The organism is Herbaspirillum aquaticum, assembly GCF_002213425.1.
Taxonomy (GTDB): Bacteria; Pseudomonadota; Gammaproteobacteria; order Burkholderiales; family Burkholderiaceae_D; genus Herbaspirillum; species Herbaspirillum aquaticum.
In genome coordinates this window covers 161714-182361 of record NZ_NJGV01000007.1, presented here as the reverse complement: position 1 = coordinate 182361, position 20648 = coordinate 161714, and the positions used below count along the sequence as shown (strand labels likewise).

At 63.2% G+C, this 20648-nt stretch carries 20 protein-coding genes and 1 pseudogene; 9 read left to right on the top strand and 12 right to left on the bottom strand.

The features are described 5' to 3' along the window. Position 1 precedes the first annotated feature (1 nt). Both CEJ45_RS09675 and CEJ45_RS09670 read right to left on the bottom strand, forming a co-directional pair. Complete coding sequence (locus CEJ45_RS09675) at positions 2-763, bottom strand: SDR family NAD(P)-dependent oxidoreductase (RefSeq protein WP_088754925.1); 762 nt, start codon at positions 761-763, stop codon at positions 2-4. 220 nt (positions 764-983) lie between these two features. Then, positions 984-1703, bottom strand: a complete 720-nt coding sequence (locus tag CEJ45_RS09670; protein WP_088754924.1) for a FadR/GntR family transcriptional regulator — start codon at positions 1701-1703, stop codon at positions 984-986. 274 nt (positions 1704-1977) lie between these two features. On the opposite strand from CEJ45_RS09670, the gene CEJ45_RS09665 reads away from it, so the two are divergent. From CEJ45_RS09665 to CEJ45_RS09655, 3 genes are all read left to right on the top strand, one after another. Next, complete coding sequence (locus CEJ45_RS09665) at positions 1978-2883, top strand: LysR family transcriptional regulator (RefSeq protein ID WP_088754923.1); 906 nt, start codon at positions 1978-1980, stop codon at positions 2881-2883. Between the two features lie 138 nt (positions 2884-3021). After that, positions 3022-3876, top strand: a complete 855-nt coding sequence (locus CEJ45_RS09660) for a putative hydro-lyase (protein WP_088754922.1) — start codon at positions 3022-3024, stop codon at positions 3874-3876. Positions 3877-3983: 107 nt separating this feature from the next. Further along, a complete protein-coding gene (locus CEJ45_RS09655; protein ID WP_088754921.1) occupies positions 3984-5225 on the top strand; it encodes an MFS transporter in 1242 nt (413 codons plus the stop codon). 34 nt (positions 5226-5259) lie between these two features. On the opposite strand, the gene CEJ45_RS09650 is transcribed toward CEJ45_RS09655, so the two are convergent. Continuing rightward, complete coding sequence (locus CEJ45_RS09650) at positions 5260-5862, bottom strand: RNA 2'-phosphotransferase (protein WP_206601742.1); 603 nt, start codon at positions 5860-5862, stop codon at positions 5260-5262. A gap of 317 nt (positions 5863-6179) precedes the next feature. Between CEJ45_RS09650 and CEJ45_RS09645 the strand changes: the two are divergent. Next, positions 6180-6698: pseudogene (locus tag CEJ45_RS09645) on the top strand (Rossmann-fold NAD(P)-binding domain-containing protein); the annotation flags it as partial. Between the two features lie 160 nt (positions 6699-6858). On the opposite strand, the gene CEJ45_RS09640 reads toward CEJ45_RS09645, so the two are convergent. From CEJ45_RS09640 to CEJ45_RS09625, 5 genes are all read right to left on the bottom strand, one after another. Beyond that, positions 6859-7680 (bottom strand): tetratricopeptide repeat protein, encoded by an 822-nt coding sequence (locus CEJ45_RS09640; protein WP_141106984.1) that lies wholly within the window; start codon positions 7678-7680, stop codon positions 6859-6861. Between the two features lie 134 nt (positions 7681-7814). Then, positions 7815-8084: an entry exclusion lipoprotein TrbK gene (gene trbK / locus CEJ45_RS24525; RefSeq protein WP_141106983.1), complete on the bottom strand. Its 270-nt coding sequence runs from the start codon at positions 8082-8084 to the stop codon at positions 7815-7817. Between the two features lie 17 nt (positions 8085-8101). Next, positions 8102-8602 (bottom strand): DUF2268 domain-containing putative Zn-dependent protease, encoded by a 501-nt coding sequence (locus CEJ45_RS09635; RefSeq protein WP_206601741.1) that lies wholly within the window; start codon positions 8600-8602, stop codon positions 8102-8104. Between the two features lie 163 nt (positions 8603-8765). Continuing rightward, positions 8766-9434, bottom strand: a complete 669-nt coding sequence (locus CEJ45_RS09630) for an LbetaH domain-containing protein (RefSeq protein ID WP_088754918.1) — start codon at positions 9432-9434, stop codon at positions 8766-8768. Positions 9435-9519: 85 nt separating this feature from the next. After that, the gene (locus tag CEJ45_RS09625) at positions 9520-10443 is read right to left on the bottom strand and encodes a LysR family transcriptional regulator (protein ID WP_088754917.1); all 924 of its coding nucleotides are present in this window, start codon (positions 10441-10443) and stop codon (positions 9520-9522) included. A 114-nt stretch (positions 10444-10557) separates the two neighbouring features. On the opposite strand from CEJ45_RS09625, the gene CEJ45_RS09620 reads away from it, so the two are divergent. Then, entirely contained in the window at positions 10558-11760 is a 1203-nt protein-coding gene (locus CEJ45_RS09620; RefSeq protein WP_088754916.1) for an MFS transporter, read from the top strand. 76 nt (positions 11761-11836) lie between these two features. On the opposite strand, the gene CEJ45_RS09615 is transcribed toward CEJ45_RS09620, so the two are convergent. After that, on the bottom strand, positions 11837-12928 hold the full coding sequence (locus CEJ45_RS09615) for a tartrate dehydrogenase (protein ID WP_088754915.1): 1092 nt from the start codon (positions 12926-12928) through the stop codon (positions 11837-11839). A 175-nt stretch (positions 12929-13103) separates the two neighbouring features. Between CEJ45_RS09615 and CEJ45_RS09610 the strand changes: the two genes are divergently transcribed. The 4 genes from CEJ45_RS09610 (at position 13104) to CEJ45_RS09595 (ending at position 18326) form a co-directional block, all read left to right on the top strand. Continuing rightward, a complete protein-coding gene (locus CEJ45_RS09610) occupies positions 13104-14051 on the top strand; it encodes a LysR family transcriptional regulator (protein ID WP_088754914.1) in 948 nt (315 codons plus the stop codon). Positions 14052-14125: 74 nt separating this feature from the next. Then, positions 14126-14908, top strand: a complete 783-nt coding sequence (locus CEJ45_RS09605) for a GntR family transcriptional regulator (RefSeq protein ID WP_088754913.1) — start codon at positions 14126-14128, stop codon at positions 14906-14908. A gap of 224 nt (positions 14909-15132) precedes the next feature. Further along, positions 15133-16407 carry an oxalate/formate MFS antiporter gene (oxlT, locus tag CEJ45_RS09600; protein WP_088754912.1) on the top strand — a complete coding sequence of 425 codons (1275 nt, stop codon included), beginning with the start codon at positions 15133-15135 and terminating at the stop codon, positions 16405-16407. A gap of 236 nt (positions 16408-16643) precedes the next feature. Then, positions 16644-18326, top strand: a complete 1683-nt coding sequence (locus CEJ45_RS09595) for a Na+/H+ antiporter (RefSeq protein ID WP_088754911.1) — start codon at positions 16644-16646, stop codon at positions 18324-18326. A gap of 178 nt (positions 18327-18504) precedes the next feature. Here CEJ45_RS09595 and CEJ45_RS09590 read toward each other — a convergent pair whose 3' ends face one another. The 3 genes from CEJ45_RS09590 to CEJ45_RS09580 all read right to left on the bottom strand — a co-directional run bounded on the left by CEJ45_RS09590 (position 18505) and on the right by CEJ45_RS09580 (position 20587). After that, the gene (locus CEJ45_RS09590; protein WP_088754910.1) at positions 18505-18774 is read right to left on the bottom strand and encodes a hypothetical protein; all 270 of its coding nucleotides are present in this window, start codon (positions 18772-18774) and stop codon (positions 18505-18507) included. 234 nt (positions 18775-19008) lie between these two features. Beyond that, positions 19009-19800 (bottom strand): transporter substrate-binding domain-containing protein, encoded by a 792-nt coding sequence (locus CEJ45_RS09585; RefSeq protein WP_088754998.1) that lies wholly within the window; start codon positions 19798-19800, stop codon positions 19009-19011. A 13-nt stretch (positions 19801-19813) separates the two neighbouring features. Further along, positions 19814-20587 (bottom strand): ABC transporter permease, encoded by a 774-nt coding sequence (locus CEJ45_RS09580; protein WP_088754909.1) that lies wholly within the window; start codon positions 20585-20587, stop codon positions 19814-19816. Positions 20588-20648: the final 61 nt, after the last annotated feature.

Sequence of the window (20648 nt, the reverse complement as noted above, 5' to 3'; positions counted from 1 at the left end):
GTTACGGCATGTACTGGCCGCCGTTGACGTCGATGATCTGTCCGGTCACGTAGCCCGACATCTGGTCCGAGGCGAGGTAGAGGAAAGCGCCGCTGCATTCGTCCGGCTCGCCGATGCGGCCCATGGGGATGGTCTTGCGGAAGCCCTCCAGCTGTTCCGGGGTGGTGAAGCGTTCCTGGAACGGCGTCATGATCACGCCCGGTGCCACCGCGTTGACGCGGATCTTGTCGGCCAGCAATTCCTTGGCCATGCCGCGCGTGATGGTACTGACGAAGCCCTTGGACGCCGCGTAGATCAGCGCACCAGGGCCGCCGCCATGGCGTGCTGCCACCGAGGTCACGTTGATGATGTTGCCGCCGCCCTGGCCGCGCATGACGGGAATGACCGCACGCGTGAAGGCTACCACCGAGCGGGCGTTGATGTTGATGATCTCGTCGAAGAGTTCATCGGTGACCGATTCCAGCGGGGCCCGCTTGACCAGTGCGCCGGCGTTGTTGATGAGTACGTCGATGCGGCCCATCTGTTCCACGGCCTTGGTGATGGCGGCGTTGATGGCCGCCGTATCGCGCACATCCGCGCCGATGGTGACGGCCTTGCTGCCGGCGGCGCGCACTTCTGCGGCTACGGCCTCTGCCTCTTCCTTCGAACTGTTGTAGTGGACCACCACGTGCGCGCCACGTGCTGCGAAGGCGCGCGCGGCGGCCGCGCCGATACCGGTGCTCGCACCGCTGATGAAGACGACTTTACCTGCCAGATCCAGCATGCTGTTCTCCTGCAATCGATTGATAAGGAAAGATCCTGCCTGTCCGGCTTGTAGAAATGCTGCATCAACAGGCGGCCCTGTGCGCCTTGCCGGTATCGCTTCTTGTAAGGGGCGCCGCAGGCCATGCTGCGGCTGTGCTGCCACGCCACCGTTGTGGAATGCTGCGGGACCAGCCCGGCAGCAACGGCGGCGCTTCCTGCGTTGGATGGTACGGACAGACTCAGTCGTGGACCGATTCGTTCTGGCTGCGTCCGGCGCTGCGATAGGCATCGCGCACCCGCAGCAGGTGATTGCGCATGGCCTCGGAAGCCTGGTGCGGATTGCGCGCCTTCAGGGCAGCCAGGATGTCGCGGTGGTCCTGCAGGCTGCGTTCCAGCGTGGAGGGGATGCGCGAGGTGATGGAACGGCTCTTCTTGCCCAGCATGTAGAGACTGCCGGCGACGCTTTGCAGGAAGGGATTGTTGCAGGCCTCGATGATGGCCTCGTGGAATTCCACATCCGCTGCCGAGAAGGCGGCCGGGTCCGACAGCAGCCGCGCCTCATCCTCCACGTTGCGCGCCAAACGCGCCAGTTCGGCGTCCTCGATATGGGTGGCGGCCAGTGCGGCCACGCCGGTTTCGATGATGAGACGGGCATCGAACAGCGCCTCGAGCGTGCCGGGGTTGAGATCGATGATCATTTCCAGCGGCTCCAGCAGCTCGCGCGTTTCCAGCGAACTGACGAAGGTGCCCTCGCCCTGGCGGATGCGCAGCAGGCCCAGCAATGCCAGCCCGCGAATGGCCTCGCGCACGGCAGGACGGCCCACGCCCAGCATGGCCGCCAGCTCGCGCTCGGGCGGCAGTTGCTGGTCGGGTTTCAATAGACCGCTGCGGATCATGGTCAGCAGCCGCTGGGCTACCTGCTCGGAAATGGATTTCTGGACGATGGGGTCGAAGGACATGCTCTCTGGGTATTTGCCTGTAGGGTGAATCGCTGCCGTCGCGGCAGTGCCGGCCTGGCCCGCCAGCCCGGCGATTGCGGGCGACAAAAGGTAAGACCAATCGGGGGTGAGGATAGGTATGGGGGAGGATTGTGTCAAGCGGCGGGAAAATTGGTGCGGTGCGCAAGAAAATTCGGCATGGGTCGCCGTTTCCGAACAAGCGCATTGGCCTGCGGGCATCTGGTAGGCTACGCAGCGCATTGCGCCAAGCCATCCACTTCACCGCCGAGCACTCATGAACCTGCGTTTCGTCGAGGCCTTCCACTGGGCCGCCTCGCTCAAGAGCATCACCCGCGCCGCCGAAAAGCTCCACATCACGCAATCGACCATGTCCAGCCGCATCGCCTCGCTGGAAGAAGAACTGGGCGTGGTGCTGCTGGATCGCCGCGAGAAACAGTTTCGCCTCACCGTGGCCGGGCAGCGCTTCCAGCGGCTGGCCGTGAAACTGCTCGACATGCAGCGCCAGATCCGCCAGGAACTCGGCGGCAACAGCGCCGGCCCGCTGCTGCTGCGCATCGGCAGCATCGAGTCGGTGGTGCACAGCTGGCTGCCCGCCTGGCTGCAGGAAATCCGCAGCCGCTATCCCGATTTCGCGCTGGAACTCACCGTGGAAACCTCCCCAGTGCTGACCGAGCAGATCCGGCGCGGCGCCCAGGACCTGGTCTTCACCTCCACCGTGGGCAGCGACACGGCGGTGCGCTCACGCCTGATGACGCCGATGGAAATGGTCTTCGTGGGCCACCGCGAACGCTTCGGTACGCGTTCGCATACGCTGGATGAACTGGCCGCGCACGACCTCATCACCTTCCAGCGCGGCTCGCAGCCGCACCAGGGAGTGCTGCAGCTGTGCCAGGAATGGGGCGTGATCGAACCGCGCGTGCATGCCATCTCTTCCATCTCCGCCATGGTGCAGCTGGTCGAAGGCGGCTTCGGTGTGGCCACCCTGCCGCGCGCCTCGGTGCGCGAACTCACGCGTCGTCTTCCCTTGCGCATCCTGCGCTGCGAGGCCACGCTCCCACCCTTGCAGATCCACGCCAGCTATCGCGAAGACCCCAGTTCCAGCCTGGCCGAACTCGTGCTCGATTCGGCATTGGAGCATGCTCGCCGCACACAAGGCAAAGGCCGCGCCACCGAAAAATGAGCCACTGGCACGGAAATCGCTACAGTGAAATTTCCGTTGTCCTCATCGAAAAAATCGATAACAAAAGATATAAATTTTTTGTTGGACGCTGTCCCGGCACGCTCCTAACATCGGCTCCATTCCAAGAAGGAGACCGCCATGCCAGAGACTGCCACCGCCTTGCCCGCCGTACCGATCCATCCCGCACCAGCGCCTGCGCTGTCGGCTGCCTCCAGCGCGCTCGATGTGCGGCTGGCGGCCCGCAGCGGCGCCTTCACCGGCCACACCAGCGGTGTTGCCAGTGCCCATGTGCAGGTCAACCTGGCGATCCTGCCAGCCGCGCTGGCCGATGATTTTCTCACCTTCTGCGAACGCAATCCCATCCCCTGTCCCTTGCTGGCGGTCTCCACGCCGGGCTCGCCCGCCCTGCCTGCACTGGGCCTGGACCTGGACGTGCGCAGCGACGTGCCGCGCTATCACCTGTGGCGTGACGGCGAACGCGTGGCCGAGGTGAACGACCTGCGCGCGGTGTGGCGCGACGACCTGGTCACGTTTGCGCTGGGCTGTTCCTTCTCCTTCGAACATGCGCTGCTGGCCGCCGGCATCCCGCTGCGCCACGTGAGCGAGGGGCGCAACGTGGCCATGTACCGCACCAATATTCCCACGCAGCCGGTGGGCGTGTTCCAGGGACCGACAGTCGTCTCGATGCGGCCGCTCAAGGCCGCCGATGCCATCCGCGCCATCCAGATCACCGCGCGCACGCCGCAGGTGCATGGCGCACCGATCCACATCGGCGACCCGGCCCTGATCGGCATTGCCGATATCCGCCAGCCCGACTATGGCGAAGCGGTGGACATCCACGCCGATGAGCTGCCGGTGTTCTGGGCCTGCGGGGTCACGCCGCAAGCCGCCATCGTCGCCGCCCGGCCCGAATTCTGCATCACCCATGCACCTGGCTACATGCTGGTGACCGACAAGCTCAACAGCGAACTGCTGCTCGACGCGCAGGCCTAGCGCCTGCTGCCGCCCTACCGTTTTTTCATCGATGGCCGCATGCTTCTTGCACGCGACCAGCGATGCCGCACGTCAGTGATTTACATACATTCATTACGGGGATCATCATGTGGCTGCAAGAGACAACGACATCCGAGCGACGCACGCTCACGGCAACCTTTACCGGCTATGCGGTGGATGGTTTTGATTACATGATCTACACCTTCCTCATCCCCACGCTCTTGGCCGCGTGGAGCATGAGCAAGGCCGAAGCGGGCTACATCGCCACCGGCGCCCTGCTGACCTCGGCCATCGGCGGCTGGGCCGCAGGCGTGCTGGCCGACCGCTATGGGCGAGTGCGCGTGCTGCAATGGACGGTGCTGTGGTTTGCGCTCTTCACCTTCCTCTCGGGCTTCACCACTTCCTTTGCTGAACTGTTCTTTACCCGTGCGATGCAGGGCTTCGGCATGGGTGGCGAATGGGCCGTGGGCTCGGTGCTGATCGCCGAGACCATCTCGGCCCGCCATCGCGGAAAGGCTTCTGGCCTGGTGCAGAGCAGCTGGGCGGTGGGCTGGGCGGCTTCGGCGCTGGCGTTCTGGGGCGTCTATGCGGTGCTGCCGCCGGAGACGGCGTGGAAGGTGCTGTTCTGGATCGGCGTGCTGCCGGCCCTGCTGACGCTCTACATCCGCCGCGCCATCAGCGAACCGGAGGTCTATCTGGCGACCCAGGCCCGGCTGCGCGAGAGCGGCCAGCGCGGCAACTTCCTGCGCATTTTCCATCGCGACCTGCTGCGCACGACGCTGCTGGCCAGCCTCCTGGCGACCGGCATGCAGGGTGCGTATTACTCGGTGACGACCTGGCTGCCGACCTTCCTGAAGACCGAACGCCACCTGTCGGTGCTGGGCACGAGTACCTATCTGCTGGTGCTGATCGGCGGGTCCTTCTGTGGCTACCTGACCTCGGCCTGGCTGTCGGACACCATCGGCCGCCGCCGCTGTTTCATGCTGTTTGCGGCCATGGGGATCGTGCTGGTGCTGAGCTATACGCAGCTGATCATTACCGATGCGTGGATGCTGGCGCTGGGCTTCGTGCTGGGGTTTTTCCTGTCGGGGATTTTTTCGGGGATGGGAGCTTATCTATCTGAACTGTTTCCCAGCGATGTGCGCGGTTCGGGACAAGGATTCTGCTACAACTTCGGGCGTGCGGTCGGGGCGATCTGCCCGGCGCTGGTGGGCTATCTCAGCAACAGCCTGCCGCTGGGGCAGACCATCGGGTGGATTGCGGCGGGGTGTTATGGGCTGGTGATCGTGGCTTGCCTGATCTTGCCGGAGACCCGGGGCAAGGAGCTGGAGGCGGTGGTGGCGGCGTAGTGATCCACCACCGTCCCGTTGAACAACGCAATGCTCACTTCACGCCGGATTCGTTTTCCATGCCGGCGTGAGCGTTATCGGCCAGCTCGCGCAAGTAAATGACAGGCACGGAATCGGTCAGCCAGACAGCGTTATCGGCGATATGGAACACGCTTCCCGCTGCGGCCATCTTCCTTGCATCGACCACAAGCACGACCGGCTTGCCATGCCGGCTGCCGACTTGCCTTGCCACCTCAGGACTGGCGGACAGATGCACATGCTGGCGGGATCCTGCATGCAGTCCGCGGGCGTGAATGGATTCCAGAAAGCGCGTCGCCGTACCGTGATACAGCACGTCCGGCGGCACGCTGGGTGGCAGTCCAAGCGCAATCTCGACGGAATGGCCTTGATTGGCGCGAATCCGTTGGCCATCGGGGCTCAGTGCAAAACGTTTCTTGTCGCTGCTCGCAACGATGGCTTCGACCAAGGGGCGGTCGAAGCTCAGACCATTGGCGTGAGCGTTGGCCAATCGAATCAGTTCATCTACGTCTGCCCAGCTGGCGGGATCCAGTTGAAGGCCGATCTCTTCGGGCTTGTGGCGGAGTACCAGGCTCAGGAATTTGCTGGAGGTCTCCATTGATTTTCGGTTGCTGTTCATTTTCAATCATGTGTTGGTGATGTCTGCCTACTGCAATGGCGGGCATTCAGGACATACGTGGCCACTGCTCCGTATCGCGATGGCTATTCAAACCTGCCGCAGCGAACCTGTCGACATGTTCGGAAACATTGACGCCGACCAGAGCCTCCACTCGGAGTGGTATCAATCAAGTCTTCCTCTGGCCGAAACGGTTTCTAGATGACTATTTTCTGAAATCGATCATCGTACGGCAACAGGTCATCATGCGGCTTGACGCACCTGATGAAGCAACGATTCGTCAGGTGCTCAATTCGCTCGTCGAGAGTCAGCTCCGGACAGGCCTCGAGGACCTCCTTCAATTCAGATCCTTTCGCGTGCTGCGTCTGCCGGATTTCTACGGCCCCGGCGTCGAAGCCAGCTTCCTGCACGGTGCGATCAAGGCTGCGGCACAGGGTGGCACAGCAGACATGATAGGGCCACTGGATCGTCCGCACGAGTTCGTCTTCGTGCCCGATGTCGGACCGGTCGTGGCCAGGCTGATCAGCACGCCTGCGGCCTTCGGCAGGATCTGGCACCTGGCCGGTGCCGGGGTGACGTCGCAACAGGCACTGGTGGAAGAAATGGAAAGGCAGACCGGACGCAAGCTGAAGAAGCGCGTGGCGGGAAAGACCATGCTGCGCATCGTCGGATTGTTCAATCCGATGATGCGCGAACTGGTGGAGATGCACTATCTGCAGACGCAGCCGGTGATCATGGATGATTCGGCGCTTCAGCAATTGATCGGGCCGATCAGCAAGACTTCCTATGCGGACGGTATCAGGATGGCACTGGCCAGCCAAGGAAGAACATCCGCTTGAGCAGGCGATGGGGCCGCACCGTCCTGACCATCATGCGCCGCCAACGCAATGGCCTCAGCTTCTGCAGGGTATCTGTGAAGATCGCTCCGCCCTCGGGATAATAATCATGACCGCAAGAATCAGTGATTCAGTCACGCATTTTGATACTCGTCTATCTCTGCTACGACTCTGGCATTTGAACGGACCGTGATCCCATTGCATATTTTTCGCCAACCTCAATCTGCCATGCAATGAACTCAGCAGCAATAAATCCATAGCGCTCCCGGAATGAAACGGTTTCGCGCCACATAAGCTCGGCGTAGGTCTGCATCAAGGTCGAAGCACGAACGAATTCTGATTGATCCAGATAGCGTTGAATGGCATTCAGCAGAACGGGGAAATCTGCATTCTCCTTCTTTCCCCCGAAAGAGAGTGTGAGCTCCTTTCTGGCAAGCCAGATCGGATCCTCCGCCAACAAGGGCGGTATTGACTCCCTCCCGCAAAGCCAGCGCAAGGCCTTCAACGGTCGCGTACCAAAACTGGGAGGAGAAATGATCGCGTGCAGTGCGGTCACGATGGCATCTTCGATACGACCAGCTCGAACGTATTGGGCCCACAGCAAAGACAGGGCATCGGTATATTCCGGCAAGATGGTTGTGGCGCGTTCCAGAAGTGCGATGGCGCCCTCAACCTGCTGCGCCTCTTTTGCAGCGACGAAGCAGGCGAAGGGAGAGTCGGGATCCTCCATTACTGTCGGTGGCTCCGGGTATTCCTCAGTAGCGGACTGAACCACGCGCAGAAACGCAGCAAGAGAAGAACCGACCGGTTGTATCGTCCAGGAATCGTGCCAGGTCTCAACGACGATGGGTTCCAGTGATTCGCGCCCAATCGGCCAATACAGACCGAAGGTGTCACCGTTACCCAATGCGTAGTCAGAAAAAGGAATGAAGCCCAACGGTGGGTAGGGCGTGCGATGGACCCAGTTGCTATCCAATGAAATCAAATTTAGCTGTTCTGGCCGGCGCATAGCAAGAGAGAGGCGTATTGGTGGTACTCCCGGCGCTTACCAACTCACCGAGCTTGACCATATTGAAATTAGAAGACTGTTTACACCTACTGGAGCCGCATTCACCCCGATTATTCTTTCTTGGCGCAACGTGATGACAAGATCGATCGTTCCAAAACGTCGCTGACTTTTCGAATCGCTTCCGGCGTACAGCTTTCTGCAGTGGGCGTTGGCGAGATCTTTGCCGGCTGACGTGTGAAGCTTCGGTAAGCGAAGACAACCATGATGGCCAACGCAATGACTGCGATGGCCAGATTGGCGCGTGGTTTCAAATCACGACTCCTCGTTGATACTTGAAAAAGGAGAATGATACCGTGCGCAATTTGCTTGCGCTCCTTCATATCAATTCAAATCCGGTTCACCGATCCCGCCCTTGGGCAAGCGCGAGCATTTCCGCCAGCATGTTACGCAATGCCTCGGCCTCCAGCGCAACCATGCCGGAAGCGGTCCGCCTCTCGCCTTGCCTGACATACCAGCCCACCATCTGATAACCCAGCGAATAACCCACCCATCGCGGCAACACTCCGGTCCCGAAGAACCAGGCCCCGTGATCATGATCGTCGCGACTCCACATCTGCTGCGCCAGCGCGATGGTCTCGCTCATGCTCAGAATATCCAGCGTTTCCCAGGGCTCCGGATCCCCACCCAGGAGCTCTTGTGCGAAGTGTCCCGCCAGCCCCTCCGACACCAGCGCCTCGCCCAATGTCGCCCCGTACCCGGGACCATCCCAGCGCGCGGCATGATGCAATTCGTGGGCGAACATGCGTTTCAGCGAAGACTGTGCATTGGCCAGCAGCGCGGGATGACCGGGATCGATGGTGAGGTGGATGAGCCCGGGGCGCGGGGCATATCCCAGCACCCCTTCTCCGGCACCACCTGTTTCCCGGTCTGTATGACCACATCCAGCGGCTGCAAGGGCAACAGCTGCGCAGCCTTGGCATGCGTCTGCAGCAGTGCATCGCTTATCCATGCGCACAAGGGCGTCAGGCTTGCACGCGCATCGAGAAAATGCAGATGGAGCGTCATGCGTTCCTCATGGCGACAGGATCGAGAGCCGGTGCGAGCCGGGCCGCATCCAACTCATCATCCCGCAACGCCGTCCGCGCAATGATGGTCCCGCGTGCAAGCAAGGCCCCGGGCGCGATCACCGCATTGGCGCCCACTCGGCAGCCATCGCCAAGTACGGCACCGAATTTGTTGACGCCCGTGCTGACCAGCTTGCCGTCGATGCGGACCCGCACCATCTTGTCATCACGCTCGTTGCGATGATTGCAGACGATGCTGCCTGCTTCCAGATTGACATGTCGGCCGACGACGGTATCCCCGACAAAATTGAAATGCGCCAGCCGTGCTTGTGCAAACAGGAAGGAGGATTTCAGTTCGCAACCCGGCCCGATGCTGCATCCCTCAGCGATCCAGCATCCGCCACGAAAGTAGGCATGCGCCCCGACGAACACGCCGGGCCCGACGATCAGCGGTCCCTTCAGCGTCACGCCCTGTTCAATCACCGCCGTGCGGTGTATGGCCACCTCGCCATCGATTCTGAACTGCGATGCATCGAGCGTCGGCAGCATCTGGCAGACGATGGCCTCGCTTTGCGCAGTCAGCTGCCAGGGAGCAAGGCTTGCCCACGGCGCAAGCGCGCTGTCTTCAATGGATACGATGAAATGAGAAAGATGCGCGGTAGTCATGATGCTCGGGCTGAACGATCGATGAGAAACCCCATACAAAACAGAAAATGTTTCCCCAACCGCAGAGAGCGACATTGAAGCACAGTCAGCTCGCCAGCGCCGCGCCTATCCCCAACGTCCTCTCAAAATGCCCCACCACCGCCCGCACCTTGGCCGAATGCTCCCGGCTGCGCTGCCACACGATATGCAGAGGCAAGCCCTGCGTCACATGCGCAGGCAGGATAGCCACCAGACTGCCCTCGCGCAAGGCCTGCTCCACCACCCAGGTCGCCAGTTGCGCAACGCCCAAACCCGCCTGCACCGCCGCTACCTGCGCCTCGGCCTGGCCGAGGATGATGCGCCCTTCCAAATGCTGCCGCACCACCGGCTGGTCGCCCTCCTTGATGAGCCACGGGCTGCTGCTGCCATCCGCGCGCGCATACAGCACCGCATCATGTGCCTGCAATTCCTGCAGCGTGCGCGGCTCGCCACGGCGAGCAAGGTAGGACGGCGCCGCGCAGAACACCAGTTCTTCATGACCGAGACAGGTGTAACCCAGCGTGGCCGGCCAGACATCGCCACCACCGATGCGGACCACCACATCAAGCCCCTCTTCCACCAGATCCACAAAACGATCCGTGAAGGACACCTGCGGCGTGACCTGCGGATGCTTCTCCGCAAAGGCCAGTAGCGAAGCCATCCCGCGCAGGCGGCCAAAGGTGGCTGGCATGTCCACGCGCAGCCGTCCCGAGGGCGCAATCTCATCCGAGGCCAGCATGTCCTCGGCGCTCTTCAACTCATCCAGCACGCGCACGCAGACCTGGTAGAACGCATCGCCCGCATCGGTCAACTCGACGCGCCGCCGGCCCCGCTGCAACAGCGGACGCTTCAACCGCTCCTCCAGCCGCGCCACGGCCTTGCCTACCGCTGAATTGGTGAGATGCAGGCGCTCGGCCGCTGCCGTGAAGCTCCCGGCTTCGACGACGGCGACAAAGGTCTCCAGTCCTTTCAACCTTTCCAGTGGTGACATCTTGCACTCCCAAAGATGGAATATTTTTCTATCTAATGGACGATTTTATATCCAACAGTGGAATTTCTTTCTCACATACCATGGCGGGCCCCTGTTCAAAACGGAGTCTTTCCCATGCCAGCTGCCCCCAGCGCCGATGCGCGCACACGCCCCCAGCCTGCACAAGAGGCAAGCGGCGGCAGTGCCTCCATCGCCATTCTCGCGGTGGCTGCCTTCGTCATCGTGACCACTGAATTCCTGATCGTTGGCCTGCTGCCCGCACTGGCGCGCGACCTGCGCATCAGCGTGGCCACTGCGGGCCAGCTGGTCACGCTCTTTGCCGTCGTGGTGATGCTGTGCGGCCCGCTGCTCACGGCGAGCCTGGCGCATCTGGAACGCAAGCGCCTCTTCATCGCCATCCTGGTGATCTTTGCGCTCTCGAATGCGCTGGCCGCCGTCGCCTGGAACATCTGGGTGCTGGCCGTCGCACGCCTGGTGCCGGCGCTGGCATTGCCGGTGTTCTGGGGCACGGCCAGCGAGACCGCAGCACAAATCGCCGGGCCGCAAAAAAGCGGACGTGCGGTGTCGACGGTCTATCTGGGCATCTCGGCGGCCATGCTGTTCGGCATTCCGCTGGGCACACTGGTATCAGAGGCCGTGGGCTGGCGTGCCGCCTTCGGCCTGCTGGCGCTGCTGTCATTGCTGGTGGCCGCGATGATCGCCGGCTTCGTGCCGCGCGTGCGCACCGCATCCAGCGGCGGCATGGCGGCGCAGGCACGCATCCTGAAGAGCCGCTTCTTCCTTGCCAACGTGGCGCTGTCGGTGCTGGTCTTCACGGCCATGTTCACCGGCTATACCTACCTGGCCGAGATGCTGGAGAAATCGGCCGGCATCGCGCCCGCGCAAGTGGGCTGGTGGCTGATGGGCTTCGGAGCGGTTGGCCTGGTCGGCAACTGGCTGGGCGGGCTGTGGGTGGATCAGAAGCCGCTCGCCACCACCGCCCTCTTCTGCACGATCCTCGCGCTGGGCATGGCGGGCAGCATGCTGTTGAGCCAGGCGGGCTGGGCCTTTGCGCTGGCACTGGCGGTATGGGGCATCGCCAATACGGCGCTCTATCCGATCTGCCAGATCCGAGTGATGAAGGCCGCCTCGGGTGCGCAGGCGCTGGCCGGTACGCTCAACGTGTCGGCCGCCAATGGCGGCATCGCGCTCGGTGCCGCCGTAGGTGGTGCGGCGCTGTCGTCATGGGGCGCGGGTCAGGTGGGCTATCTCGCGGCGGGGATCGCGCTGCTGGCAGTGCTGATGGCTGCCATGGTGGCGAAACTCTCCCCGCGCTGACAGCGCGCGGCTGCGCTCAGCGCCTCAACGAAAAAGGCCGGCATCTCGCCGGCCTTTTTCATGCAAGACACATCGCTCAAGCCGCTTGATGCACCCGTGCCGCCTTGGCAACGAAACCGCACACCGCCTCAGTCACCTGCACCGTAGTCGCCTTGCCGCCCAAGTCCCCGGTATGCAGCGCCGGATCGGCCGTGACCGCTTCAATGGCCTGCATCACCTGCGCCGCCGCATCGTGCTCGCCCAGGTGTTCCAGCAGCATCACCACCGACCAGAAGGTTCCCACCGGATTGGCCAGGCCCTTGCCCATGATGTCGAAGGCCGAGCCGTGGATGGGTTCGAACATGGACGGGTAGCGGCGCTCCGGATCGATGTTGCCGGTGGGCGCAATGCCCAGGCTGCCCGCCAGCGCAGCGGCCAGGTCGGAGAGGATGTCGGCATGCAGGTTGGTGGCCACGATGGTGTCCAGCGTGGCGGGACGGTTGACCATGCGCGCGGTGGCGGCGTCGACCAGCTCCTTGTCCCACTTCACGTCCGGGAATTCCTTGGCAACCTGCACCGCGATCTCGTCCCACATCACCATCGCATGGCGCTGGGCATTGCTCTTGGTGACGACCGTCAACAACTTGCGCGGACGCGACTGCGCCAGCTTGAACGCGAAGCGCATGATGCGCTCGACCCCGGCGCGGGTCATCATCGAGACATCGGTGGCCGCTTCGATGGGATGGCCCTGGTGCACGCGGCCGCCGACACCGGCGTATTCGCCTTCGGAATTCTCGCGCACGATGACCCAGTTCAGGTCTTCGGCACGACAGCGTTTGAGGGGCGCATCGATGCCAGGCAGGATGCGCGTGGGGCGCACGTTGGCGTACTGGTCGAAGCCCTGGCAGATCTTCAGGCGCAGGCCCCACAGGGTCACGTGGTCCGGAATAAGCGGATCCCCGGCCGAGCCGAACAGGATGGCGTCCTTGTCGCGCAGGGCATCGAGGCCATCGGCGGGCATCATCACGCCGTGCTGGCGGTAGTAGTCGCCACCCCAGCCGAAGTCCTCGAAGTCGAAGGCGAGGTCGGCACGGGCGGCGGCCAGGGCTTGCAGCAACTGGCGGCCCGCAGGAATGACTTCCTTGCCGATGCCGTCGCCGGGGATGGTGGCGATGCGATAGGTCTTCATGTCTCCAGCCTTTCTTGATGAGATGCAGTGTGGGGTCTCGCAAAATGACGGCATGCGCCGCGTCTTTGCATGCAGGCTACTTTACCCATACTGAAAGGATAGGAACCGGTGCTAGACTTAAAGCATTCTTAACCTGGATTCAACAATCCGTTTCTTGTTTCCCTTGCGAGGTCTCATGCAGGACACCGTCCTTCCCGCCGACCTGCGTTTCTTTTCCGTTCTGGCCATGGCCGGCAGCCTCTCTGCGGCCGGGCGTGAGCTGGGGCTGACCACGGCGGCGGTCAGCAAGCACCTCACGCAGATGGAAGCACGTGCCGGCGTGCCGCTGGTGAACCGCACCACGCGCCGCATGATGTTGACGCCCGAGGGCGAGCTCTATCTGGAACACGCGCGCCGCATCCTCGACCAGATCGATGAATTGTCCGAACTGCTGGGCAGCTCCAAGCGCCGCCCGGAAGGCCTGCTGCGGGTCAATGCCACGCTGGGCTTCGGGCGCAGCCATGTGGCCCCGGTGATTTCCAAATTCGTCACGCGCCATCCGCAGGTATCGGTGCAGTTGCAGTTGTCGGTGATGCCGCCGCCGCTGACCGAGGACAGCTTCGATGTCTGCATCCGCTTCGGCGAGCCGCCCGATACCAGGGTGGTCGCGCGGCGGCTGGCGTCCAATGCGCGGTTGCTGTGTGCGTCGCCTGACTATCTCAGGCGCAGGGGCATGCCGCAGACGCCGCATGATCTCTCCAAACACAATTGCGTGGGCATCCGCCAGGGCGATGAGGCTTATGGGGTGTGGAAGCTGTCCTCGGGCAGCGGTGTTTCGCGCAAGACCGAGACGGTCAAGATCCGCGGCAACCTCACCACCAATGATGGCGAGATCGCGGTGAAGTGGGCGCTGGACGGGCACGGCATCCTCATGCGCGCCGAGTGGGATATCCGCAGCTACCTGGAACAGGGGCGGCTGGTGCAGGTGCTGCCGGGATGGCAGACGCCCAATGCGGATATCTTTGCGGTGTATTCGCAGCGCCAGCAGCTGTCGACGCGGGTGCGCAGCTTTGTCGATTTCATTGCGCGTGAGCTGGCAGAACCTTCGCCCAAGCCGCGTATTACCGTGCTGGGCAAGCGCTAGGGCAGCTTCCATCCGCCCCCATGCCCGCGTTAAGATAGCCGCCAACCCCGTCCACCCGCCCAGCCGCCTCCTTCATGACGTCCAGCCAAGCGCCCGCCGATCTCGCCACCCGCCGTGCCGGCAAGCTCACCGACACGGTCTATGCCAGCCTGCGCGATGACATCTACGCCTTCCGCCTGCTGCCCGGCGACCGCTTTGCCGAGAACGATGTGGCCGAGCGGCTGCAGGTCTCGCGCACGCCGGTGCGCGAGGCGCTCATGCGCCTGCAGAGCGAAGGCCTGGTGCGCGGCCACTTCCGCAATGGCTGGGAAGTGGTGCCGATCGACCTGGCACGCTTTGCCTCCCTCTACGAACTGCGCGAGATGCTGGAGCTGCACGCCGTACGCAAGCTGTGCTCCCCGCGCATCGCCCCGGCCGTGCGCCAGCAGCTGGTGGCCGAACAAGGCGCGATCTGGCAGTGCGCCCCCAGCGACCGCCTGCCCGACGGGCTGGCCGTGGCGGCCCTGGACGAAGCCTTCCACTGCGCGCTGGTGCAGGCGGCGGGCAACCCCGAGGCCGATACCGTCTACCGCCAGCTGGCCAACCAGCTGCGCATCATGCGGCGCCTGGACTTCGCCTATGGCGACTGCATCGATGACACCTACGCCGAACACCGCGCCATCCTCGACGCCATCGCCCGCAGCGATGCCGAGCAGGCCGGTGAGCTCATCGCACGTCATATCGAAGACAGCCACACCGTGGTCGAACGCCTCACCATCGCCCGCCTCGAACAGGTGCGCGCCGAGTCGGTGCAGGCTGCACCGGCGCCGGGCAACGCACCGGCAGCGACACCCACCCGGCGCAAGCGTTTTGGCTGAAGAAGTGAAGCTTTGCGCCTGAACTGCGGGTCGCAGGCCGATTTTTAAGCTCCCGAAGAAGAATTGCACCGATTTTCCTGTGCCGGATTTGCCTTGAAGCAAATGGCACGAAAGCTGCTTTTGTGGCTGGCAGGATTTATGCATACATAAATTCAGTCCAGCGGCATCCTGCCGATCCGGCAAGGCTGGCCGTCCCACTCTGGCTTTCTGTACAGGAGAAACGCATGACCACCCTCACCCAAACCGCCCCCGCGAGCGCGCAGGGCTTGCTGCGCAACCGCTGGTTCCAGCTGTTGATCGGCCTGATCTGCATGATGGCCATCTCCAGTCCGCAATACGTGTGGACCTTGTTCACCAAGCCGCTCACGGCCAAGCTGGGCGTGCCGCTGTCGGAACTGCAGATCACCTTCTCGATGCTGATCGTGCTGCAGACCTTCTTCTCGCCCTTCCAGGGCAGCCTGATCGAGCGCTTCGGCGCGCGCCGCCTGATCGCCATCGGCACCTTCATGTCAGGCCTGTCGTGGGTCCTGGCGGCGCAAGCCTCCACCATCGGCATGTTCTACCTGGCCTATGGCCTGGTGGGCGGGCTCGGTACCGGCATCGTCTATGTCGGCGTGGTCGGCCAGATGGTGCGCTGGTTCCCGGACCGCCGCGGCTTTGCGGTGGGCATGGTGGCGGCCGGTTACGGGATGGGCGCGATCCTGACCACCTTCCCGATTTCGGCCTCGCTGGCCAGCGCCGGACTGGAAACCACGCTCTGGCAATTCGGCCTGGTGTTTGCCGTGATCGGCGTGCTGGCCGCCCAGGCGCTGCGCTCGCCTGACGCCAGCCATGCGGCCGCCATGCCGGCGCCGGCCATTGCCGCCAGCAAGCTCGACCTGGCGCCGCGCCAGATGCTGCGTACGCCCCTGTTCTGGCTCATGTTCGTGATGATGACCATGATGTCGACCTCGGGCCTGATGGTGACCTCGCAGATGGCCACCTTCGCGCGTGACTTCGGCGTGGCCAACGTGATGGTGTTCGGACTGGCGGCGCTGCCGCTGGCGCTGACCATCGACCGCCTCACCAATGGCCTGACGCGCCCCTTCTTCGGCTGGATCTCGGACCGTTACGGCCGCGAGAACACCATGTTCTTCGCCTTCGCCCTGGAAGGCGTGGCCATGGCCCTGTGGCTGGCCACGCGCGAGAATGCGGTGCTGTTCGTGCTGCTGTCGGGCATCGTCTTCTTTGGCTGGGGCGAGATCTTCTCGCTCTTCCCCTCCACCTTGACCAATACTTTCGGCACCCGCAACGCCACCGCCAACTATGGCTGGCTCTACATCTCGCAAGGCATCGGCTCGATCTTCGGCGGCCCGCTGGCGGCCATGATGCATGAGAAGACCGGTAGCTGGCATCCGGTCTTCGGGACGGCCATTACGCTGGACATCCTCACTGCCTGTCTGGCGCTGATGGTCTTGAAACCCTGGCGCGCACGCTATCTGGCCAAGGCCGGCAAGTAAGCACCGCCTGCCCTCTCCGCGTTCCCCGATGCCGGCCTTGTGCCGGCATCGTCGTTTTTGCCCGCCGCTGCCGGACGCAGTGGCACCAGGCTGCCGCGCCGTTGCTGAGCTTGCTTCGCGCAGGTACCGTATACTTGCAAGCTTGTTGCAACTCATTGCAACGCGCCTGCAACTCCGTGCAGCCCTGCCGGTCTGACCCACCCGCGCCTCATCACAAGAACATCACCTGCTGCCTCATGGAAATCGTCTTCACCGTCCTGATCCTGCTGTTGGCCGTCGCTGTCTCCGGCGTGGTCGCGCGGCTGGCTCCTTTCAAGCTGCCGCTGCCGCTGTTCCAGATCGCTTTGGGTGCGGTGCTGGCCATGCCCATGTTCGGCCTGCGCATCAGCTTCGATCCGGAACTGTTCCTGCTGCTGTTCATCCCGCCGCTGCTCTTCACCGATGGCTGGCGCATGCCCAAACGCGAATTCTTCCGCCTGGCGCGCCCCATCCTGGCGCTGGCCCTGGGCCTGGTGATGTTCACGGTGGTGGGCGTGGGTTACTTCATCCACTGGATGATTCCGGTCATCTCGCTGCCCTCGGCCTTTGCGCTGGCGGCGGTGCTCTCGCCCACCGATGCGGTGGCGGTCTCGTCCATCGTCGGCAAGGGCCGGCTGCCGGCCTCGATGCAGCACGTACTGGAGGGCGAGGCGCTGATGAATGATGCGTCCGGCCTGGTGGCCTTCAAGTTCGCGATCGCAGCCGTCATCACCGGCACCTTCTCGCTGCTGGACGCCAGCATTTCCTTCGTGCTGATCGCCGCCGGCGGCATTGCCGTGGGGCTGATCGTGGCCTGGGGCTTCGGCCTGATCCGCCGCAAGATCATCGAGTGGGCCGGTGACGAGCCGGGCATCCAGGTGGTGCTGCTGTTGCTGATCCCCTTCACGGCCTACATCTTTGCCGAACACTTTGGTTTGTCCGGCATTCTGGCGGCGGTAGCGGCGGGCATGCTGATGCCCTACCTGGAGACGGCCGGTGGCGAATCGGCGGCCACGCGGCTGCAGGGCCGCAGCATCATGACCATGCTGGAATTCGTCTTCAACGGCATGTCCTTCCTGCTGCTGGGCCTGCAATTGCCGGGCATCGTCAGCCTGGCCCACGTGGATGCGCAGATGGCAGGCAATGTGCCGGTGTGGCATCTGTTCGTCTACATCCTGGCGATCACGGTGGCGCTGATCGTGCTGCGCTTCGTGTGGGTCTGGATCAACCTGCGCATGCGCCGTTTCGCCTCCGCCCTGCGTGGCCAGAGCGGGCGCAACCGCAAGTTCGATTTGCGGCTCATCAGCATCACGGCGCTTTCCGGCGTGCGCGGGGCCATTACGCTGGCCGGTGTGATGTCGATCCCGCTGCTGCTGAAGGAACATACGCCCTTCCCGGCGCGCGACCTGCTGATCTTCCTGGCCACCGGCGTGATCCTGTGCTCGCTGCTGTTCGGCAGTTTCCTGCTGCCATGGATGCTCAAGGACCTGCAGCTGGACGCCGAGGTCAAGCGCCGCCGCGCCGAAGAAATGATGGCGCGCCTGCGCCTGTCGGAGGCGGCCGTGCGCACCATCGAGGAGGCGCAGGAACGCATCGGCGTCAATCTTGATGAATCCGATCTGGCGTTGTTGATGGAAGTTAGCGGCAGCCTGCTGGCGACCTATCGCATGCGCATGAATGCGGAGAGTGATTCGGAAGAAACCCAGCGCGCCGCCAACCGCTTCAAGCAGTTCGAGCGTGAACTCCGGCTGGAGGCGATCCGCGCCGAGCGGCTGGAAGTGCATTACCTGCGCGCTGAACAGCGCATCAATGACGAGACTTTCCTGATGCTCATCAACCAGATCGACATGGCCGAGACCTGGTTGCTGGGCTCATTGAACGGGCCGGGGCAGAATCACTGATCCGGGGCGCCTGCCGCCACAGCGACAAAGCCCGCAACGCCCTTGTACCGGGCGTTGCGGGCTTTGTTGAATCCAGGTTAAGAATCCGGAATTGGCCATTCATTGGCCATTCATTGGCCATTCATTGGCCATAAATTGACCAATGAGCGGCCAATTCACCTGGCCGGCAAAACAGAAATCAGGCTACCGAATTGACCGTGGTACCAATGATCTCGCCGGTCGCATTGCGCGAAGCCTGCTCGCGGCGATTGCGTTCCTGGCGGGCATTTTCGGCGCGGGTTTCATCGGCCTGGATTTCTTCCAGGCGGCGCTGCTCGGCCTTCAGGGCGGCGGCGGCTTCTTCAGCACGGCGCACAGCCACCGGATCGTTAGCCTTGCCAGTGGTCGGTGCGTTGTTGTTGGGGTCGGAGACGACGCCGTTGACGGCAGAGGAAATGTCCATGGCCATGATGGGCTCCCTTTGAAACGAAGGCTGAGGAATGACAACCGGCAGCGACAAGATGTGCCTGCCAGTGGAATGAATGCCGTCTATGTTACGCCCATTGCCGCGCTCTGCCACAAGGAAAATCCTGAAATGGCGGGATTTTTGTGCGCTCGGAACGAAGCGGCTTGCGCGCCCGTCAAGAAATCGCGCCGGATCGATATCGTCGAGGCAACTTCCTTGCCACGCAGGCAAGAGGCCTCAGTGGCAATCCGGCACGTTCTGGTCGAGGTAGACCTCGAAGGCCACGTTGTTGACCCACTTCTTGATGGCCTTGTCCCAGAACGCATCGTTCCATCGCGCCGCCAGTTGCCGTGCGGCGGCCAGGTCGGCCGGATCGTTGCCGCGCACCTGCAGCACCAGCGCCTGGCGGCTCACCGGCGGCAGCTGGGCGGAGAACTTCTTCCATTCGGGCAGTTTCAGCAACGCCTTCATGAGCGTGTCGTCATGCACGGCCGCATCGCACTGGCCGATGCGCACGGCCAGCAGGGAATCGGCCGGGGCCGGCATCACTTTCTCGATGGCGGCATAGCGCGCGCTGAGGGTGCCGACATAGGGCGACCCGGCGGAGACGCAGACGGTGCGGCCTTTTATGTCTTCCCATTTACGGATGGTGGTATCGGTGCGCATGATGGCCATGCCGCCGGCGCTGTAGCCAGTGGGGACCGTGATCACATCGGCCGCGCCCGCCTGGGCGACATCGATGCGCGTGAGCATCACATCAGGACGCACGCCCTTCAATGCGGCGCGATCTTGCGTAGTGGGCTGGAGATCGGCCTTGAGCTTCCATTGCGCGGCCAGGTCCTCGGCCGGCACGATGGCGATGTTTTCCGGGGTACGGAATTTCATGCCGCCCTTGTAGACCGGCGGCACGTGGTCCAGCCCGATGCGCACGGTGTCACTGCGGCGTGCGTCATCGAGTACGCCGGCCTGCGCAGCCCCCAGGAACAGGCAGGCCGATGCCAGCAAGGTGAAGCGAACGAGGGTGCGCATGGAAGGCATCAGGTCAGACGTACTGGTACTTGAGCAGGCGGTGCTTGAGGTTTTCCAGGATCACCTGGTCGATCAGCGCGGCCAGGATGGCGATGGTGAGGATGTTGGCCATCACGCCGATCATGTCGGCCGTCTCGCCCGAGTAGGCCAGCGTGCGGCCCAGGCCCTTGCCGAAACCGACCAGCATTTCAGCGGAGATCAGCGCGCGCCAGGCATTGCCGAAAGCCAGCTGGGCCCCGGTGATGAGTTCCGGCATCACCGCCGGCAGGTACACCCGGCGCAGCATGGACAGGCGCGAGGCCCCCATCACGCGGGCCGCCGAGACATGCACCTGCTGCACGCTCTCGGTGGCATTCATGACCGAGAGTGCGGCCGGGAAGAAAGCAGCAATGGCCACCACCACCACGATGGGCAGGTTGCCGAATCCCATCAGGATCAGGAACAGCGGCACCCAGGCAATGGAGGGAATCGATTGCAGGATCACGATGGCCGACTTCAGCACTTCACGGAAGAAGAACAGCACCGCCCCGATCAGGCCGAAACCGATGCCCAGCACCAGCGCCGAGCCATAGCCCAGGCCCAGGCGATAGAGACTGCCGAAGAGGGCCGTGCGGAAACTGCCGGACTGCACTTCCTCCACCAGCCGCGCGGCCACCTCGGGCACGCCCGGCATCAGGAAGGACGGCAGCGACCAGGCCGCGATCTGCCACATCAAAAGGATGAAGACGATGGCCAGCAGCATGGCCAGTTTCTTGCGGAGTCCGGTAACGCGACGCTGTGAGCTCATAAGGACAGGAAAGACAATGGCCGGACACGGTCCGGCCAGGGTGAAAACAAGATGAATCGGT

What these genes read in the sequence shown, in the direction of transcription:
- CEJ45_RS09670 (WP_088754924.1), bottom strand. Translation starts at nt 1,703, where the DNA reads ATGTCCTTCGACCCCATCGTCCAGAAATCCATTTCCGAGCAGGTAGCC.
- CEJ45_RS09665 (WP_088754923.1), top strand. Translation starts at nt 1,978, where the DNA reads ATGAACCTGCGTTTCGTCGAGGCCTTCCACTGGGCCGCCTCGCTCAAG.
- trbK (WP_141106983.1), bottom strand. Translation starts at nt 8,084, where the DNA reads ATGAAGGAGCGCAAGCAAATTGCGCACGGTATCATTCTCCTTTTTCAA.
- CEJ45_RS09590 (WP_088754910.1), bottom strand. Translation starts at nt 18,774, where the DNA reads ATGGCCATGGACATTTCCTCTGCCGTCAACGGCGTCGTCTCCGACCCC.
- CEJ45_RS09660 (WP_088754922.1), top strand. Translation starts at nt 3,022, where the DNA reads ATGCCAGAGACTGCCACCGCCTTGCCCGCCGTACCGATCCATCCCGCA.
- oxlT (WP_088754912.1), top strand. Translation starts at nt 15,133, where the DNA reads ATGACCACCCTCACCCAAACCGCCCCCGCGAGCGCGCAGGGCTTGCTG.
- CEJ45_RS09615 (WP_088754915.1), bottom strand. Translation starts at nt 12,928, where the DNA reads ATGAAGACCTATCGCATCGCCACCATCCCCGGCGACGGCATCGGCAAG.
- CEJ45_RS09585 (WP_088754998.1), bottom strand. Translation starts at nt 19,800, where the DNA reads ATGCGCACCCTCGTTCGCTTCACCTTGCTGGCATCGGCCTGCCTGTTC.
- CEJ45_RS09630 (WP_088754918.1), bottom strand. Translation starts at nt 9,434, where the DNA reads ATGACTACCGCGCATCTTTCTCATTTCATCGTATCCATTGAAGACAGC.
- CEJ45_RS09675 (WP_088754925.1), bottom strand. Translation starts at nt 763, where the DNA reads ATGCTGGATCTGGCAGGTAAAGTCGTCTTCATCAGCGGTGCGAGCACC.
- CEJ45_RS09655 (WP_088754921.1), top strand. Translation starts at nt 3,984, where the DNA reads ATGTGGCTGCAAGAGACAACGACATCCGAGCGACGCACGCTCACGGCA.
- CEJ45_RS09650 (WP_206601742.1), bottom strand. Translation starts at nt 5,862, where the DNA reads ATGAACAGCAACCGAAAATCAATGGAGACCTCCAGCAAATTCCTGAGC.
- CEJ45_RS09620 (WP_088754916.1), top strand. Translation starts at nt 10,558, where the DNA reads ATGCCAGCTGCCCCCAGCGCCGATGCGCGCACACGCCCCCAGCCTGCA.
- CEJ45_RS09595 (WP_088754911.1), top strand. Translation starts at nt 16,644, where the DNA reads ATGGAAATCGTCTTCACCGTCCTGATCCTGCTGTTGGCCGTCGCTGTC.
- CEJ45_RS09580 (WP_088754909.1), bottom strand. Translation starts at nt 20,587, where the DNA reads ATGAGCTCACAGCGTCGCGTTACCGGACTCCGCAAGAAACTGGCCATG.
- CEJ45_RS09610 (WP_088754914.1), top strand. Translation starts at nt 13,104, where the DNA reads ATGCAGGACACCGTCCTTCCCGCCGACCTGCGTTTCTTTTCCGTTCTG.
- CEJ45_RS09625 (WP_088754917.1), bottom strand. Translation starts at nt 10,443, where the DNA reads ATGTCACCACTGGAAAGGTTGAAAGGACTGGAGACCTTTGTCGCCGTC.
- CEJ45_RS09605 (WP_088754913.1), top strand. Translation starts at nt 14,126, where the DNA reads ATGACGTCCAGCCAAGCGCCCGCCGATCTCGCCACCCGCCGTGCCGGC.